Here is a 20656-nt window from a genome sequence, read left to right as displayed (position 1 = left end):
CGGGACCTCGGACATCGCCATCGGCACCCCGGTCGCCGGTCGCGGCCGCGCCGAACTCGACGAGATCGTCGGTATGTTCGTCAACACCCTGGTGTTGCGCACCGAGATCGATCCCGCTGCCGGATTCGCCGACGTCGTCGCGGCGACGCGCAGCACCGACCTCGACGCCTTCGCCAACGCCGATGTGCCGTTCGAGCACCTCGTCGAGAAGCTGAATCCGCTGCGCTCCGAGGCGTTCGCACCACTGACCCAGGTGATGCTGGCCTACCAGCGGGCGCTCTCCGACGCGCTCGCCCTGCCCGGTCTGAGCGTCACCCCGGTCGACGCCGGCGCGCCCTCGGCCAAGGTGGATCTCACCATCGAGGTCTCGCCCGAGCGCGCCGACGACCCGACCGCGGCCCTCGGCGGCAACATCATCTATGCCACCGACCTGTTCACCGAGGCGACGATCGTCGAGTTCGCCGCCCGCTTCGAGCGTCTCCTGCGCGAGCTCGTCACCGCCCCCGCCACGCCGATCGGCGATGTGGAGCTGCTCACCGAGAGCGACCGCAGGCGCCGACGCGCCCTGTCGGCAGGCCGCGACAAGGACCTGCCGCGTGACACGGTGCCCACCGCATTGGTCCGGCAGGCAGCGGCCACACCGGACGCCACGGCGCTGGTGTCCGGCGACCGGACCCTGACCTATCGCGAGTTCGCCGCCCGCGTGAACGTCCTTGCCCGTGACCTCATCGCGCTCGGTGTCGCCCCGGACACGTCGGTGGCCGTGTGCATTCCGCGATCCGTCGAGATGGTGCTGGCCATCCACGCCGTGGTCACGGCAGGCGGTCAGTATGTCCCGGTCGACCCCGGGGTGCCGGCAGATCGTGCCCGGTACATGGTCGACACCGCAGGCGTTGGGGTGGTGCTGGTCGATGCGCACACCGACCGCCCGGCGGCGATCGACGACCTCGCCGCAGAACTGCGCATCGTCGAGGTCGATGCGGCCGCAGAGGTCGATCCCGACCATCCTGCCGCGGCAGAGGTGACCGACGCCGACCGCCGCGTGCCGCTTGGACCGGATCATGCGGTCTACACCATTTTCACGTCCGGCTCGACGGGTCGCCCGAAGGGCGTGACCCTGCCGCACGACGCGGTGGTCAACCGCCTCTGGTGGGGCCTGGACGAGCTGCCGATCGACGCGACCGATGCGGTCATGCTCAAGACCCCGTACACGTTCGACTGTTCCGTACCGGAGATCTTCGCGCCCCTGATGGTCGGCGCGCGCATGGTGATCCTGCGGGCCGACGGACACCTCGACCCCGTGCACGTCGCCGAGCAGATCGCCGAACACCGCGTCACGATGGTGCATTTCGTGCCGTCGATGCTGTCGGTGTTCCTGGAGGTGGCGGGCGCCGAACGGGTGCGGGCCCTCGATTCGGTGCGGATCGTGTCGACGACCGGAGAGGCGTTGCCGCCCGCGGTGGCGGCCGAGACGCGCGCGCTGCTCCCGGACGTGTTGTTCTACAACCTGTACGGTCCGACCGAGGCCGCCGTCGAGATCACCTATCAGGAGATCGAGGCGATCGACCGGGATGTCCCGTCGGTGGCCATCGGTGCGCCGGTGTGGAATTCGACGGCGTATGTGTTGGATGCGCGGTTGCATCCGGTCCCGATTGGCGTCGCAGGCGAACTCTACGTCGGCGGTGTGCAGTTGGCGCGCGGGTATGCGGCGCGGCCGGACCTGACGGCGGAGCGATTCGTCGCCGACCCCTTCGGTGAGCCGGGAACCCGCTTGTACCGCACCGGCGACCTCGTCCGGTGGAACTCGCGCGATGAACTGGAGTACCTGGGCCGCACCGACTTCCAGGTGAAGCTGCGCGGACAGCGGATCGAGCTCGGTGAGATCGAGGCGGCGATCGCCGACGCCGAAGGCGTTGTCCACGTGGCGGCGACCGTCGTCGACGGGCCCGACGGCGGGCAGCATCTCGTCGCATATCTGGCCGGCGCGCCCGGCCGATCGATCGACCTGTCCGCGGTGCAGTCGGCGACGGCAGAGGCATTGCCGGAATACATGCGGCCGTCGGTGTGGATGGTTCTCGACGACATCGCGCTGAACTCGGCGGGCAAACTGGATCGTCGGGCGTTGCCCGAACCGGTGTTCGCCGCGGGCCGGTACGTGGCGCCGGAGACCGATGCGGAGTCGACCGTTGCAGGTGTGTTCGCCGATGTGCTCGGCGTCGACCGGGTGTCGGTGGTCGACGGCTTCTTCGATCTCGGCGGCAACTCGCTGTCGGCCACCCGGGTCGCCGCCCGCGTAGCCGAGGCGCTGGGGGTCCAGGTGCCGGTACGGGCGCTCTTCGATGCCCCGACGCCACGTGATCTGGCCGCTGCCCTCGTCGACGCTGAGATGTCCGGCGCGCAGACCCCGGTCGGCCCGGCGCGCTCACCGCACCCGCGTCCCGAGCAGATCCCGCTGTCGTTTGCGCAGCAGCGGATGTGGTTCATCAATCAACTCGAACCCGACTCGCCCGCCTACAACATCCCGGTCGTGCTGCGACTGCGTGGCGAGGTGGACGACACCGCGATGGGGCGAGCCCTCGCGGATGTCATCAACCGCCACGAGGTGTTGCGCACGGTGTACCCGGGGGGTGTCGACGGGCTCCCGTCGCAGCGCGTCGCGCCGCCCGTCGGCGTCGCGGACATCGATTGGTTCCGTACCGACGATGTGGGCGCTCGCTCGATTCTCGCGCGCGGCTTCGACGTCACCACCGATGCCCCGATCCGGGTGCGCGTCGCCGAGGTCGGCCGTGATGAGCATGTGTTGGTGATCGTCGTGCACCACATCGCTTCTGACGGTGAATCAGCTCCCGCGCTGGCCCGGGACCTGATCCTCGCCTACCAGGCGAGGATCTCCGGCGAGGCCCCGAGCTGGGACGAGCTGCCGCTGCAGTATGCCGACTACGCGATCTGGCAACGTCGGGCACTCGGCGATCCGGCCGATCCGGAGTCCTTACTGGGTCGTCAGATCGCTTACTGGTCGGATGAGCTCGCAGGTCTGCCCGATCATCTGGAGCTCCCGGTGGACCGATCGCGACCCGCGGTCGTGTCCACGGACGCCGCCACCGTCGAGTTCCGGCTTCCCGCCGAACTCCGCGATGCCCTGCAGACGCTCGCGCAGACGCATGGAGCGACGCTGTTCATGGTCATCCACGCTGCCGTTGCCACCCTGCTGGCGCGACTGTCGGCGACCGACGACATCGCCATCGCCACGCCGGTGGCCGGGCGCGGGCACTCCGCTCTCGACGACCTGGTGGGTCTGTTCGTCAACACGCTCGTCCTGCGTGCCGCCGTCGACCCCGGGACGACGCCGGCGGACCTGATCGAGCAGATCAGGCGTACCGATCTCGATGCCTTCGCCCACGCCGACGCGCCGTTCGAGCAGGTCGTCGAGGCGTTGGATCCGGTGCGCTCGGAGTCGTTCGAACCATTGGCCCAGGTGCTGTTGGTGTTCGAGCAGTCCAGTGGTGGTAGCGCAGCCCACCTGAATCAGATCGGTGACCTGCAGATCGAGGCGGTCGATCCCGAGACGGACTCCGCGAAGTTCGATCTGACGTTCGGTCTGGTCGACACCGGTGACGAGATGATCGGCAAGATTGTTTATGCCACCGAGCTTTTCGACCATGAGACCGTACAGCGAGCCGCGTCGGCTCTCACCGCGATCGCAACCGCCTTCGCCGCCGACCACAACCTGGCGGTCGGTGACATCGATATCCTCGGCGCCGACGAGATCGAGCGTCAGATCGCGTTCTCCGATGGGCCGGCGGCCGAGGTGCCGGCACGGACCCTGCCCGAACTGCTCGCGTCGTCCGGGTCGCCGTCGTCGACGGCGCTGGTCTTCGGTGACCGGGTTGTCGGCCGTGGTGAGTTCGACGCACGTGTGTCTGCTGTCGCGCGGATTCTGATCGACCGTGGCGTCGGACCGGAAGTAGCAGTCGCCGTGGCCATCCCACGTTCGGTCGAGCTGCTCATCGCGGTCCATGCGATCATCGCCGCCGGCGGACATTACGTGCCCGTCGATCCGGATGCTCCCGTGGCTCGGGTCGAATACATGCTCACGACCTCTGGTGCACGACTGGTGCTCGTCGCCGAGAGTGGGGATTCGCTGACCTCCGCGCTGTCGGTCGACACGATGATCGTCGGCGCATCGACTGCCATCGAGCCCGACGTGGTGCCGGTGACCGATGCGGACCGGATCATGGCACTGCGTGGTGATCATCCGGCGTACACGTTGTTCACCTCCGGGTCGACGGGTCGCCCCAAGGGCGTGACTGTGTCACACGCGGCCATCGTCAACCGACTCACGTGGATGCAGGACTCTTATGCCCTGGAGCCCTCCGATGTGGTGCTGCAGAAGACCCCGACCACCTTCGATGTGTCGGTGTGGGAGTTGTTCTGGCCGTTCATGGTCGGCGCCCAACTGGCGATCGCCCGGCCGGACGGTCACCGGGATCCGCTGTACCTTGCCGAGTTGATTCGCAGCGCACGGGTCAGCACGCTGCATTTCGTCCCGTCGATGCTGTCGGCGTTCATCGACGTTCTCGGTGCCGCCGGACTCGGTGCCCTGACCTCGGTGCGGCAGGTGTTCACCTCGGGTGAGGCGCTGGCCCCGTCCGTCGCGCAGGCAGCCGGCAGCTCGCTGCCCGGTGCGCGCTTGCACAACCTGTACGGCCCGACCGAGGCCGCTGTCGATGTCACTCACCACGAGGTGGAGTCGGGCGAGCCGACAGTATTCATCGGTACGCCGGTATGGAATACCCGCGCCCTGGTGCTGGACGATCGTCTGCATGTGGTCGGCCCTGGGATCCCGGGGGAGTTGTACCTGGGCGGGGTGCAGCTGGCGCGCGGGTACGTTTCTCGGCCTGAGCTGACTGCGGAGCGATTTGTCGCGGATCCGTACGGTCTGCCGGGGGCCCGGTTGTACCGCACCGGCGATCTGGTGCGTCGATCAGTACACGGTGAGCTGGAGTATCTGGGGCGCAGCGACTTCCAGGTGAAGTTGCGTGGTCAGCGGATCGAGCTCGGCGAGATCGAGTCGGTGCTCTCGTCCTCGCCTGGCGTCGTACACGCTTCGGCGACCGTGGCCACTGCGCCGGGCGGCGCCCAGCATCTCGTGGCCTACGTGGCGGGTTCGTCGGTTGATCTCGACATCGTCAAGGGTGTCGTGGCGCGGTCGCTGCCGGAGCACATGCGGCCGACGGTCTGGTCGGTGCTCGACGAGGTGCCACTCAACAGCGCAGGGAAACTCGATCGCAAGGCCTTGCCCGCACCCGAGTTCGGTTCGCCTGAAACCGGTCACGTGCCTGCCGCGACCGACGCCGAGCGTGCCATCGTCGATGTGGTGGCCCGTGTTCTCGGGATCGACGATGTCTCGGTGACCGAATCCTTCTTCGGCCTCGGCGGCGATTCGATCATGTCGATCCAGCTCTCGTCGATGCTGCGGGCGGCCGGATTGGACGTGAGCCCGCGGGACATCTTCGAACACAAGACGATCCGCGCCATCGCCCGGGCGACCACGAGCCGGGAGGCCGCGGTCCTGCCGGAGTACGAGGGAGGCGGTGTCGGACCGACCGCGCTCACCCCCGGAGTGCATTGGATGCTCGAGCTCTCCGATCGGGCGGAGGATTTTGCCGACTTCTCGCAGACCGTCACACTGACGCTGCCCGCGGCGATCGGGGTCGACGACCTCCGGGCCGTGCTCGACGCCGTGGTGGCCAACCATCCGATGCTGACGGCGACGCTCGTCGAATCCCCGGACGACGGATGGGTCCTCACCGCAGGCGCGGCGGCGTTCGACCCGACCGCCGCCGTCCGCATCGTCGACGTCGACGCCGATCCCGGAACCGCTGAGTTCGACGACCTGCTGCACACCGAGCACCGAGCCGCTCTGGGCCGGCTCGACCCCGCCGCCGGACGGCTCGTCGAGGTGACCGGTCTGCGCCCGCGGTCCGGTGGCGACGGCCGCCTGATGGTGTCCGTGCACCACATCGCCATCGACATAATCTCCTGGCCCGTCGTCGCGACCGAGCTCGCCACGGCGTGGACGCAGCGGACCACGGGTGTGCCGATCGAGCTGCCCGGAGAGGTCACCTCTGCGCGGCGATGGGCGGGTGTGCTCGAGGAACTCCCGCGGACCCGGCCCGCCGAGGCGGAATCGTGGGAGCAGCGACTGCCGGAGCGTGACACCGTTCTCGGGCGGCGACTGGATCGCGCCCGTCACCGCGAACGCACCGTCACCACCATCACGTCGACTGTCGACGCAACGGTCTCCGAAGCCGTGCTGACCCGGGTGGCCGCGGCCTTCCACACCGGCACCGACGAGATCCTCGTCGCCGCGCTCATCAATGCGATCGAGCGCTGGCAGCGGGCGCAGCCCGACTCGGGCGACGCCGACAGGGGCGTGTCCATCCTCCTGGAAGGGCATGGGCGCGAGGAGCAGATTCAACCCGGGGCCGACCTGTCGCGCACCGTCGGCTGGTTCACCGCCTTCACTCCGGTGACGGTGACGCCGTCGGCGGACGATGGAGTGCCGACGGACACGGTGCGGGCGGTCAAGGAACTCCTCGCCGACACCCCGGACAAGGGCATCGGTTTCGCACCGCTGCGCTACGCCGCCGGAAGCGAACTCCGCAATCGTCCGTTGCCGCCAGTCCTCTACAACTTCATGGGCGTCGCAGGCACAGGTCGTGTCGAGTCGAGCCCGGATGCCGACGCTGCCGGATTCACGTTCGCGACGGACGCGCCCGCGCTGCCCGGTACGATCACCGGCGACATGCGGGCCCTCGCCGCGCTCAACGTGCACGTCCACGTGGGTGGCGGTGCACGCGGACGCCAGATCGTCGCCGACTTCGGTTATCCCGCCGACGTATTGACCGGCTCTGAGGTCGCCGAGATCGCCGGTGGATTCCAGGAAGCTCTCGCAGTGCTCGTCGACGAGGTCGACAGGGTCGGCGACATGGGACTCACGCCCTCCGACGTACCGGGCGCCGATCTGACCCAGCACGACCTCGACGACCTCGCCGCGCGGTATCGAGCCGCCGACATCTGGCCGATGTCGCCACTTCAGCAAGGGCTGTACGTCGAGGCGGCCCGGCACGACGGAACCGACGCCTCCGTCGACGTCTATGTCACCCAGTCCGTCATCCGGCTGGACGGCGATCAGGACGCCGACCGCCTGCGGCGCGCCGCTGCGCGTCTCCTGCAACGGCATCGGGTGCTGCGGTCCGGCTTTGTGCAACCGTCGAGCGGTGCGCTCGCCGTGGTGGTGCCGGAGTCCGTCGAACTTCCTTGGCGTACCGTTGATCTGAGTGGCAAGACGGTGGCTGCGGCCGATGTGCTTCTCGACGATATCGCGATCGCCGAGCGTGTCGAGCGCTTCGACCTCGCCTCACCTCCGCTGATCCGGTTCGTACTGGCGACTCTCCCGGGCGAGTCCGGGCCACGTGCCGCGCTCATCGTCACCAACCACCACTTGCTGTTCGACGGGTGGTCCGGACCGCTCGTCCTGGCCGACCTTATCGAGGGCTACGTCATCGACGACGACGAAAGCCGCTCGTCGACAACCGACTACGCCGACTTCCTGGACTGGTTGTACCGGCAGGACCGCACCGCCGCAGTCGATGCGTGGCGTGACGAACTGTCCATCGTGGACGGTCCGACCCTCGTCTCGACGGGCGCCGCCGCCACCGTCGAGGAGATGCCCGCCGAGCACGCGGTGTTCGTCGGCCCCGACACCACCCGCCGGTTGGAGGAGTTCGCTCGCACCTCCAACGTGACGTTGTCGACGGTCGTCCAGTTCGCGTGGGGTGTCCTGCTGTCCCGGATGACGGGCCAGGAGACCGTGACCTTCGGTGAGACGGTGTCCGGCAGGCCCCCCGAGATCGACGGCGTCGAGTCGATGATCGGCCTGTTCATCAACACCCTGCCGGTGGCGGTGTCCGTCGAGCCGCAGACGACGATCACCGACGCGGTTCGCGCCCTGCAGGAGAGCAAGACCCGACTGCTCGACCACCAGCATCTGGGACTGCCGCAGATCGCCGCGGAGGTTGGCGAGGTCGGCTTCGACACCCTCACCATCTTCGAGTCGTATCCGGTCGACGGTGACGCCGTCGCCGATGGCAGCCGGGCGGCCGGGCTGCGCATCGCAGGCATCGACTTCACCGATGCAACGCATTACCCGCTGAACCTGTTCAGCACGCCGACCGGCGACGATCTGGGGTTGAACCTCAAGTACCTGCCCAGCGCGTTCACCGCCGACGAGATCGCAGGCTTCGCAGCGGCCGTCGTGGCGATCCTGAGTCACGTCGTCGAGGGCCCGGAAACCGTGATCGGTGACATCGATCTGCTGAGCGCACCGGCGCGCGCCGCGGCCCTGGTGCGTGCCGCCGGAGACGAGGTCGCCGTTCGACCCCAGACCGTCGATGCGCTCATCGCCGCCCAGATCGCGGCAACCCCCGACCACACGGCGCTGGTGTTCGAGGATCGTGTCGTCGACTACCGGGAGTTCGGCGCCCGGGTGTCGGTGTTGGCACGTGAGCTGCTCGCCCTCGGTGTGGGGCCCGATGTCGCGGTGGCCGTGAGCATCCCGCGTTCGGTGGAGATGATGGTCGCCGTCCATGCGATCGTCGCGGCCGGTGGGCAATACGTGCCGATCGACGTCGACACCCCCGCCGATCGTGCCGAGTACATGCTCACGACCGCGGACGTCGCCGTCCTCCTCAGCGGTCCGGACGATGCGGTGGCGGGCGAGGTGCGCAGCGCCGCAGGCACCACCGGGACACCGATCGTCGTCGTCGATTCGTCGTCACCGGTCGATGACATCGTGGCACCGGTGACCGACGCCGACCGGCCTGCCGCGATCACCGGTGACAATGCGGTCTACACCATCTTCACCTCGGGTTCGACCGGCAAGCCGAAGGGCGTCACCCTGACCCACGCGGCGGTGCTCAACCGGCTGTGGTGGGGTCTGGACCGGTTCCCGCTCACCGCAGACGACGTCGTGGTGCAGAAGACCCCGTACACCTTCGACTGCTCGGTGCCCGAACTCTTCGCGCCGCTCGTCGCAGGCGCGCAGGTGTTGGTCGCCCGGCCAGGCGGACACGCCGACCCGATCTATCTCGCCGACCTGATCGCCGAACACCGGGCGACCATGGTGCACTTCGTGCCGTCGATGCTCTCGGTGTTCGTCGATGTGGCCGGGCCCGAACGCCTGTCGCGTCTGACGTCGGTGAAGTACCTCTCCACCACCGGTGAGGCGCTGCCGCCTGCGGTCGCCGCCGAGGCCCGCGCCATGATGCCCGGCGCCGCGTTCTACAACCTCTACGGACCCACCGAGGCTGCGGTCGAGATCACCTATCAGCGGGTGGACACCGTCGACGAGTCCGCCACGTCGGTGCCCATCGGTCTGCCGTTCTGGAACTCGACGGCCCACGTGCTGGACTCGCGGCTGCGACCGGTGCCCCCGGGCATCCCCGGCGAGCTCTACCTCGGTGGTGTGCAGCTCGCGCGTGGTTACGCCTCGCGCAGCGACCTGACCGCCGAGCGGTTCATCGCCGATCCCTTCGGCGCGCCCGGCGGCCGCCTCTACCGCACCGGCGATCTGGTGTGTGTCGACGGTGCCGGCGCGATCGTCTACCTGGGGCGCACCGACTTCCAGGTGAAACTGCGCGGCCAGCGCATCGAACTCGGCGAGATCGAGGCGGCGATCGCCGCGGCACCGGGCGTCGTCCATGCCGCCGCCACCGTGTCGGCCGCCCCGGGTGGCGCGGAACATCTGGTCGCGTACGTCGCGGCCGTCCCGGGTCACGATCTCGACCTCGACGAGGTCAGGCACGCCGTGTCCGGTGCGCTGCCGGAGTACATGCGGCCAACCGTGTGGATGGTGCTCGACGAGATCCCGCTCAACACGGCCGGAAAGCTCGACCGGCGCGCGCTACCGGAACCGGTCTTCACCGAGGGTGAGTTCGTCCCGGCCGCCACCGATGCCGAACACGCGATCGCCGATGTCTTCGCCGAGGTGCTCGGTATGGCACGGGTGTCGGTGACCGACAGCTTCTTCGATCTGGGTGGCAATTCGCTGTCCGCGACCCGGGTGGCGGCGCGAATCGGTGACGCGCTCGATTCCGCCGTCGCCGTGCGCAGCCTGTTCGACGCGCCGACGGTGCGGGAACTCGCGGCCGCGCTGGTGCCCGGAAGCGGCCGGGCGAGGCCACCGCTGGTCGCCGGAGCATGCCCGGAGCGGCCGCCGCTGTCGTTTGCGCAGCAGCGGATGTGGTTCATCAACCAGTTCGACACCTCGTCGCCCACCTACAACATCCCGGTCGCCATGAGGTTGACGGGAAGCCTGGACCGCGCTGCGCTGCGGGCCGCGGTCGACGACGTGGTGACCCGCCATGAGGTCCTGCGGACGGTCTTCCCGGCCGAGGCCGGTCGGCCGTACCAGCGGGTGATCGATGTGGAGACGGCTGTCTCGCAACTGGATTGGACGGTGACCGACACCACCGAGAACGCCCTGTCGGTGGTCGCGCAGGGATTCGACGTCAGCACCGAACTCCCGATTCGCGGACGAGTCGCCACGCTCGCCGACACCGACCATCTCGTCGTCCTCGTCGTCCACCACATCGCGGCCGACGGCGAGTCGGGTCCGGTGCTCGCTCGGGATCTGATCGCCGCTTACACCGCCCGGGCACGCGGTGACCGACCTCAGCTGCCTGCCCTGCCCGTGCAGTTCGCCGACTTCGCGCTCTGGCAACACCGGGTCCTCGGTGACCCCGAGGATCCGTCGTCGCCGGTGCGCGGACAACTCGACCACTGGGCCACCCGACTCGCCGGTCTCCCGGACGTGCTGGATCTGCCGACCGACCGTCCGCGCCCGGCCGTGGCGTCGATGCGCGGTGCGACAGTCGACTTCGAGATCCCGGCGGACGTCGCCGACCGGGTGCGTGACATCGCACGGCAGCACGGGGCGACCGAGTTCATGGTGCTGCACGCGGGTCTCACGGCATTGCTGGCCCGCCTGTCGTCGACCACCGACATCGCGATCGGAACCCCCATCGCCGGTCGCGGCGAGGCGGCACTCGACGATCTCGTCGGCATGTTCGTCAACACCCTCGTGCTGCGGGCGGCAGCGGAGCCGGGGATGCCGTTCGCCGACCTCGTCGCCGCTGTCCGCGCCACCGACCTCGATGCCTTCGCTCACGCCGACATTCCGTTCGAACAGCTCGTCGACCACCTGAATCCGGTGCGGTCTGAAGCGTTCGCGCCGCTCACGCAGGTCCTGCTGACGGTCGATGCGACACCACCCGACCGGACGACCGACGAGTCGATGGCCACCGTCACCGCCGACGGCCTGACGATCGAACCGATCGACCCGGGTGCCGAATCGGCGAAGGTCGACCTGACCGTCGGATTCGCCACCGATGGCCCCGGCCGGCCGTGGCGCGGCTCGATGATCTACGCGACCGACCTGTTCGACGCCGGCACCGCGCGATCGATGGCCGACCGGCTGGTTCGGATGCTCACCGCCGTCACCGCCGAGCCGCGTCGCGCCATCGGTGATGCACCACTTCTCGACGGCGGTGAATCCGCCGATCTCACACCGGTGTCGGGCGGCCCGGGAACCGAACCCGTGGTCCTCGCCGATCTGTTCTCCGGAGCGGTCCGCAGGTGGCCGGATCGCGTGGCGGTCCACGATGCCCAGGGTGTGGGACGCACATACGCCGAGCTCGACGAACGATCGAACCGTTTGGCGCGGTGGCTGATCGGGCAGGGGATCGGCGTCGAATCGCTGGTCGCCCTGGCGATCGGCCGGTCGGCGGATCTGCTCACCGCGATCTGGGCGGTCGCCAAGACCGGTGCCGGCTATGTGCCCATCGACCCCGACTACCCGTCCGCGCGTGTCGCGTCCATGGTGGCGGATTCGCGTGCGGAACTCGGTCTCACGGTGTCGAGCACCGGACCGCTGCCCGACGAGGGATTCGATTGGCTGCAGCTGGACGGCGACGAGGTGGCCGCGCAGGTCAACGGGCTCGACGCGTCGCCCCTGCCGACCGAGCACCGCAACGCGACCCGCCCCGACAACGTGGCCTACGTCATCTACACCTCGGGCTCCACCGGACGTCCGAAGGGCGTCTCGGTGACCCACTCGGGGCTGGCGAACTTCGCGGCCGAGGAGATGACCCGACTCGGTGTCACCGACGACGGCAGGCCGCCCCGCGTTCTCGGCTTCGCGTCACCGAGTTTCGATGCGTCCGTGCTCGAATACCTGCTCGCCACCGTGGTGGGCGGAACAGTGGTCTACCGGCCGGGCGACGCGGTCGGAGGTGAGGTGCTGCAGGCCTTCATGCGTGAGCACCGGATCACCCACACGTTCCTGACCCCCACGGTGCTGGCGACCCTGCATCCCGAAGAGCTGCCGGATCTGTCGGCCCTGATGGCCGGTGGCGAGGCCGTCCCGCAGTCGCTCGTGGACACCTGGTCGCCGCACGTCGCCGTCCACAACCTCTACGGACCGACCGAGACCACCATCGGTCTCACCTTGTCGGCACCGATGGCGGCAGGCGCCCCGGTCCGGCTGGGCGGACCGCTCGCAGGCATCGGTCTGATGATCCTCGACGACCGTCTCCGTCCCGTCCCAGTCGGAGTGACCGGCGAACTGTATGCCACCGGGCTCGCGCTGTCGCGCGGTTACCTCGACCGGCCGGGTCTCACCGCGGAACGGTTCGTCGCCGACCCGTTCAGCCGCGACGGTGAACGGATGTACCGAACCGGTGACATCGTCCGCTGGCGTCGCGACGACGCCGATGCCCTCGTCGTCGAATACTCGGGCCGCAGCGACGACCAGGTCAAACTCCGCGGCCTGCGTATCGAACTCGGTGAGATCGAGTCGGTCCTCACGACCTGCGCCGGCGTCGAGTCGGCGGTCGTCCTCGCCGTCGGGGGCTCGGTCGCCACCGCGCTCGCCGCCTACCTGGTCACCGACCGGCCGGTCGACGTCGACGATCTGAGAACTGTTCTGGGCGAACGGCTGCCGACTTTCATGGTGCCGTCGTCGTTCACCTTCCTCGATGCGCTGCCGCTGACGCCGGTGGGCAAACTGGACAAGGCAGCGCTTCCGGAACCAGTGCTCGAGACCACCGTGTTCCAGGCGCCCGACGGCGACGACGAACGAGTCGTCGCCCAGGTGTTCGCGGAGGTCCTCGGCGTCGACGAGATCGGCGCGACCGACGACTTCTTCGCGCTCGGCGGCAACTCACTGTCGGCGACCCGGGTCGTCGCCCGGGTGGCGCAGGCGTGCGGTGTGGACCTCGCGGTCCGCGACCTGTTCGAGGCGCCGACGGTGCGCGCCCTTGCCGGACGGCTGACCTCGGGGACCTGGGCCATCGAACCGCTCACCGCCGGACCGCGTCCGGATCGCATCCGCCTGTCCAACGCGCAACAGCGGATGTGGTTCATCAACCAGTTCGACAGTGGGTCACCGGCTTACAACATCCCGGTGGCGATGCGCCTGGAGGGGCCGCTCGACGGCGACGCGTTGCGTGTGGCACTCGTCGACGTGATGACGCGTCACGAGGTGTTGAGGACCGTGTACCCGCAGGTCGCAGGCGACCCGGTCCAGCAGATCCTGGCACCCGCCGATGCCGCGGACCGACTCGACTGGGAGAGCGCGTACACCGAACGAGAGTTGTTCGCCGCCGCGGCCGTCGGGTTCGACGTGACCGTCGACCTCCCGATCCGAGCGCGTCTGCTCGACACCGGTCCCGCCGACCACACCCTGCTGTTGGTCGCCCACCACATCTCCGCCGACGGTGAGTCGATGGGCCCGCTCGTGCGCGACCTGGTGCTCGCCTACCAGGCACGGGCCGCCGGTCGCGGGCCCGAATTCGTGCCGCTCACCGTGCAATTCGCCGATGTCGCGCTCTGGCAGGAGCGGGTGCTCGGCGTCGCCGACGACCCGTCGTCGGTGTTGGGTGGGCAACTCGGATACTGGACAGATCAGCTCGCCGGGCTCCCGGATGTGCTCGAACTCCCGACCGACCGTCCGCGTCCGCAGGTCGCGTCGATGCGTGGTGGACTCGTCGAGTATTCGATTCCGCGACACATCGTCGAGCGCATCGAGTCGCTGGCCCGCGACCACGGGGTCACCGAGTTCATGGTCCTGCACGGCGCGCTCGCCGTGCTGCTGGCCCGACTGTCGGCGACCTCGGACATCGCGATCGCCACACCGACCGCCGGCCGGGGGCAGGCCTCTCTCGACGACCTCGTCGGGATGTTCGTCAACACCCTGGTGCTGCGCACCGACGTCGAGGGCTCGGCGACCTTCGGAGAGGTTCTCGACCTCGTCCGCCGCACCGACCTCGACGCCCTCGCGAACGCCGACGTACCGTTCGAGTATCTCGTGGAGAAGCTCGATCCGGTTCGCTCGGAAGCGTTCGCGCCGCTGGCGCAGGTGATGCTCTCCTACGATCAGAGCCTGGTGCGTGCGGGGGAGTCGCTCGCCGCGTTCGAGCACCCGGTCGACGACGGACCCGGCCTGCGGGTGACACCGGTCGCCGATCCGGGCGTTCCGCCTGCCCGGCTCGATCTGTCGGTCGGGGTCGCCACCAACGGCGCCGACGGCGGCTGGCGCGGTGACATCGTCTATGCGGCCGATCTGTTCGACCGCGTGACGGTGCAGGCCGTCGCCGACCGGTTCGTCCGTCTCCTCGACACGCTGACCGCAGATCCACGGCGACAGGTCGGCGACGCGGAGATCCTCGATCGGTCGGAACTGCTCGAGGATGCCGAGCGTGCACAGGGAGCCGATGTGCTCGTCGGCGACGAGTTCATCGGCGATGTGGTCGCGCGGCAGGCGCAGCGCACCCCGTGGGCCACCGCGCTGCGGTTCGCCGACCGTTCGGTCAGCTATGCCGAGTTCGCCGGCCGGGTCAATGTGCTGGCCCGCGAACTGATCTCGCGCGGGGTCGGTCCCGACGTCGCGGTCGGGATCTGCATGCCGCGCTCGGTCGAGATGGTCGTCGCCGTTCATGCCGTCGTGACCGCGGGCGGCCAGTACGTCCCGATCGACACCTCCGCGCCCGCCGATCGCATCGGCTACATGGTGGAGACCGCTGGGGTCGCATCGGTGCTCGTCGCGCCCGGTTCGACGCCGCCCGCACTGACCGAGATCGGCGTCGAGATCGTCACCGTCGATGCACGGACCGGCCTCGCAGGCGACACCACACCGGTCACCGACGCCGACCGGCTCGCGCCGCCGCGACCCGAGCACGCCGTCTACACCATCTTCACGTCCGGCTCCACAGGCCGGCCGAAGGGCGTGACACTTCCGCACGACGCGGTCCTGAACCGGTTGTGGTGGGGTCTGCATCAGCTGCCGATCGGCGCCGCCGACACCGTCGTGTTCAAGACGCCGTACACCTTCGACTGCTCGGTACCGGAACTGTTCGCGCCGTTGATGATCGGAGCCCAGACGCTGGTCCTGAAGGCCGACGGACACCTGGACCCGGTGTATGTCGCCGACCAGATCGTCGAGCACCGGGCCACCATGGTCCATTTCGTGCCGTCGATGTTGTCGGTGTTCCTCGAACTCGCCGGCCCCGACCGGCTCGCCGCCCTCGACAGCGTCCGGATCCTGTCGACCACCGGTGAGGCGCTGCCGCCTGCGGTGGCCGCTCAGACGCGTGCGCAGATACCCGGCGCGGACCTGTTCAACCTGTACGGCCCGACCGAGGCTGCCGTCGAGGTCACCTATCAGCGTGTCGAGACGATCGACGAGGACGACTCGACGACCCCGATCGGTGTGCCGGTGTGGAATTCGACGACCCACGTGCTCGACGGCCGGCTACGGCCGGTACCGGCAGGCGTGGCGGGGGAACTGTACGTCGGTGGTGTCCAACTCGCGCGCGGGTATGCCGCACGTCCGGATCTCACCGCTGAGCGGTTCGTCGCCGATCCGTTCGGCGAACCCGGCGAGCGCCTCTACCGCACCGGTGATCTCGTGCGGGTCGATAACGACGGCCACCTCGAGTACCTGGGCCGCACCGATTTCCAGGTCAAGCTCCGCGGGCAGCGGATCGAGCTCGGCGAGATCGAGTCGGTCCTGGCCGGCTCGCCCGGTGTGGTCCACGCGGCCGCGACCGTGGCGACCGCGCCGGGCGGGGGTGAACATCTCGTGGCCTATCTGGCAGGCGACGGGATCGACCTCGACGTCGTCAAACGTGATGTCGCGCAGGCGCTGCCCGAGTACATGCGTCCGTCGATCTGGACCCTGCTCGACGACATCCCGATGAACACCGCAGGCAAACTCGATCGCCGCGCACTGCCGGAACCGGACTTCGCCGGAGCAGGCGAGTTCGTCGCACCGTCCGGACCGCTCGAACAGACCGTGGCGCAGGTGTTCGCCGATGTCCTCGGCGCGGAGCGGATCAGCGTCACCGACAGCTTCTTCGACGTGGGCGGCAACTCCCTGTCGGCCACCCGGGTGGCGGCGCGGGTCGCCGAGGCGCTCGATGCCGAGATCCCGGTGCGGATGCTGTTCGACGCGCCATCGGTGCGGGAACTGGTCGCACGGGTGGCGCCCGGTTCGGGTCAGCAGGCGTCGTCGATCGTGGCGGTGACGCCGCGCCCGGCGGAGGTGCCACTGTCCCTCGCGCAGCAACGGATGTGGTTCATCAACCGGTTCGACCCGGCCGCGGCGACCTACAACATTCCGATAGTCCTCCACCTGAAGGGCGCTCTCGACGTCGCGGCCCTGCAGTCGGCGGCGGCCGACGTGGTGGCGCGCCACGAGATCTTGCGGACGACGTACCCCGAGACCGACGGCATACCGCGCCAGTTGGTCCACGACGCCGACGACGTGGGCGCACGACTCGACTGGGCAGTCGTCGACGATCGCGCCGACCTCGAGGCCGCGCTGTCCACCGGATTCGACGTCACGACGGAATCGCCCGTCCGCGTGCGTCTCTGGCGTGCCGCGACAGATGAACACGTGTTCGCCCTGGTGGTGCACCACATCGCGGCCGACGGCGAATCGATCGCCCCGCTGGTCGCCGACTTCATGACCGCCTACGACGCCCGCCGTCGTGGCGCGTCACCGGACCGGCCGGACCTCGCCGTGCAGTTCGCCGACTACGCACTCTGGCAGCAGCGTGAACTCGGCTCACCTGACGACCCGCAGTCGGTCATCGGCAGGCAACTCGATTTCTGGGGTCACGAGCTCGCGGGCCTGCCCGATGTCCTCGAACTGCCGACCGATCGTCCACGGCCGCCGGTGGCCACCCATCGGGGAGCGCTGACGCACTTCGAGATCCCGGCCACGGTCGCCGGCAGGGTCGCCGCGCTCGCGCAGGCCCACGCGGCGACCCCGTTCATGGTGGTGCAGAGTGCGCTGGCCGTGCTCCTGGCGCGGTTGTCGTCCTCCGGCGACATCGCCATCGGCACACCGACGGCCGGACGCGGACAGCGCGTGCTCGACGATCTGGTCGGCATGTTCGTCAACACCCTGGTGCTGCGCACGCCGGTCGATCCGTCGATGTCGTTCGGGGAGTTGGTCGACGAGGTGCGGCGCGCCGACGTGAACGCCTTCGAGCACGTGGACGTTCCGTTCGAAGCGGTGGTCGAGCGCCTCAACCCGGTGCGATCGGAGGCCTTCGCGCCGCTGACGCAGGTGTCGCTCACCTTCGACCAGTCCGTGGTCGCGGATTTCGCGCCTGCGGCCCTGGCCGGAGGCGACATCGACGGCATGCAGATCACCCCGCTCGCCGCCCCCGGGGTCTCGGCGAAGGTGGATCTCACGGTCGCCGTGTCGGCCGCGGCCGACGGTCTGCCCTGGACCGGATCGATCGTCTTCGCCACCGACCTCTTCGACGAGTCGACGGTTGCCGCACTGGCACGCCGCCTGGTCGCGCTGCTGGACGCGATGACCGGGTCGCCGGAACTCGCCGTCGGCGACGCGGATCTGCTCGACGACACCGAGCGCGCGCAGCTGGTGCCGGTGTCGGGGCCGGCGTCCGACGGCCAGGTGCTCCTCGGCGAGATGTTCGACCGGGCGGCACGGGCGTGGCCCGACCGCGAGGCGGTCGCCGATTCGTCGGGCAACACGCTGACCTATGCCGAGCTGGATGAACGAGCGAACAAGTTGTCGCGGGTCCTGATCGCGGCCGGTGTCGGACCGGATTCGCGTGTGGCCCTGGCGATCCCACGCTCAGTCGAGCTGATGACCGCGATCTGGGCGGTCACCCGGGCTGGTGGTGCGTTCGTGCCGATCGACCCCGACTACCCACGCGATCGCGTCGTGGCCATGATCGACGACTGCGGCGCCGAGCTGGGCGTGACCGTGCCGGGGATCACCGACCTCACCGACACCGGTCCGCGCTGGCTGACTCTGGTGGGCAACGAGATCCACGGCAGTGAGACCAACGGCAGCGATGATCGGACCGGCAGGATTCCCCACGGTGCGATGTCGACGGGCCCGCTGTCGCCTGTCGAACTTCGCGGGGTTCCGCGTGTGGACAACCTGGCGTACGTGATCTACACGTCGGGATCCACCGGACGGCCCAAGGGCGTCGCGGTGACCCACCGAGGCCTCTACGACTTCACCATGGGGTCCATCGAATCGATTCCGTACGAGCCGGGTTCGCGCACGCTCGGATACGTGTCGCCGAGTTTCGACGTCTCGATCTTCGAGTTGATCGTCACCATGTTCGGTGGGGGCGCCCTGGTCTATCGACCGGCCGATACGGTGGGCGGCGATGATCTGCACCGGTATCTCGCCGAGCAGCAGATCACCCACGCGATGTTGCCGACCAGTGTCGCCGCGACGGTGCGGGCGGACGGCCTGCCGCACATGAAGTCGCTGACCACCGGTGGCGAAGCGGTACCGCAGACCGTCGTCGACGACTGGGCCCCGCATGTCGACCTGTACAACGCGTACGGACCGACCGAGGCGACGATCGCCGTCACCTACACGCCGCCGATGTCGGCAGGCGAGCCGGTCTACGTCGGTAGTCCGTTCCGCGGTGTGCGGCTGGTGGTGCTGGACCAACGCCTGCGCCCGGTGCCCGTGGGAACGTCCGGCGAGCTCTACGTCATCGGGAAGGCGCTGGCCCGAGGCTATCTCGCGCGGGCTGCGCAGACGTCGGCGAGTTTCGTGGCTACTCCGTACGGCCAACCCGGCGAACTGATGTATCGCACCGGTGACATCGTCCGCTGGGTCCTCGACCGCGACGGCCGGTACACGATCGAGTTCGGTGGCCGCAGCGACGACCAGGTGAAGCTGCGCGGATTGCGGATCGAACTCGGTGAGATCGAGACCGTCCTCGGTGGGCATCCCGATGTCCGGCGGGCCGTGGTCCTCGGTGTCGGACAACCGGTCACCGCACTGACGGCCTACGTCGTCGGCGACGCAGACCTCGACGTCGAGCAGCTACGCGACCATCTCGCGGATCATCTTCCGCGGCATATGATCCCAGCGTCGTTCACCGTCCTCGACGCCCTGCCGATGACTCCGGTCGGCAAGCTCGACAAGCAGGCTCTGCCGCAACCGGCGACGGAACCGACCGTCTACGTCGAGCCCGCGACGGACACGGAGCGCCTTGTGGCCGCCGTGTTCGCGGACGTCCTCGATGTCGACCAGGTTGGCGCCACTGACGGATTCTTCGATCTGGGCGGGAACTCACTGTCTGCCACCCGGGTGGTGTCACGACTGCGCGAACACGCCCCGCACGTCGAACTCTCGTGGCTGTTCAGCGATCCCACGGTGCGCGGTGTGGCCGGCCGTATCACGGGTGACGCCGATGGCGGCGCGATGGGCGAGATCGTGTTGCCGCTGCGCCGTGGCGGTAGCCGCGCACCGCTGTTCTGCGTGCACCCCGCCGGCGGGCTGGCGTGGTTCTACGGCGGGCTCGCCCCTCATCTGCACGATCGGCCGATCTACGGTCTGCAGGACCCGCATGTGGTGTCCGGGGAGCCGAGCGCGGCCACCGTCGACGAACTCGCCGCGCGGTACGTCGAGGAGATGCGGCGGGTGTCGCCGGACGGTCCGTACCACCTGCTCGGCTGGTCGCTCGGTGGCCACGTCGCCCATGCCATGGCGACGATGTTGCAGGCGGACGGCGCCGAGGTGGCGTTCCTCGGCATCATGGATGCCGCCGCGCCCGCCGATCCCGCCCCGGAGAGTCCGTCACCTGACGGTGCACCGGTCGACCCGACCGACCCTGCGGGCGGCGACGTCGTCGGCGACATGCTCGGCGGATGGCGGGATCTGTTCGATCTCGGCGACGACGTCCACGCGCGGACGCCCGCGGAGGTCGCCGCGGTGGTCCGCGAGCAGATCGCCGCCATGGGCCTGCTCCGCGCCGAGCAGGTCGAGTGGGTGATGGACAGCTTCGAGACCGCCGAGACCATCGTGACGACCCATCATCCGGACGTCTTCGACGGGCCGCTCGCGGTGGTCACCGCGACCGCCGACAAGACCGATCCCGCCGCGGTTCGCGCGTCGTGGCGCCGATATGTCACCGGGACCATCGCGAACATCGATGTCGACGCACATCACCTGGGACTCGCCGATGCCACATCGCTCGAGATCATCGGGCCCTGGCTCGCGGAACGCCTGGGGGACCGATGA

Annotated in this window: 1 protein-coding gene (running past one end of the window); it reads left to right on the top strand. The window is 69.1% G+C overall.

Annotated elements, in window-relative coordinates; all coding sequences use genetic code 11:
• Positions 1-20656 carry the final stretch of a non-ribosomal peptide synthetase gene (locus tag OVA31_RS04360; RefSeq protein WP_267629874.1) on the top strand. It extends 28346 nt beyond the left edge of the window, so 20656 of the gene's 49002 nt are visible here — the last part of the coding sequence; the start codon falls outside the window, past its left edge; the stop codon is at positions 20654-20656.

It is taken from the genome of Gordonia sp. SL306 (genome assembly GCF_026625785.1).
Taxonomy (GTDB): domain Bacteria; phylum Actinomycetota; class Actinomycetes; order Mycobacteriales; family Mycobacteriaceae; genus Gordonia.
This window is presented reverse-complemented; position numbering and strand designations above follow the sequence as displayed.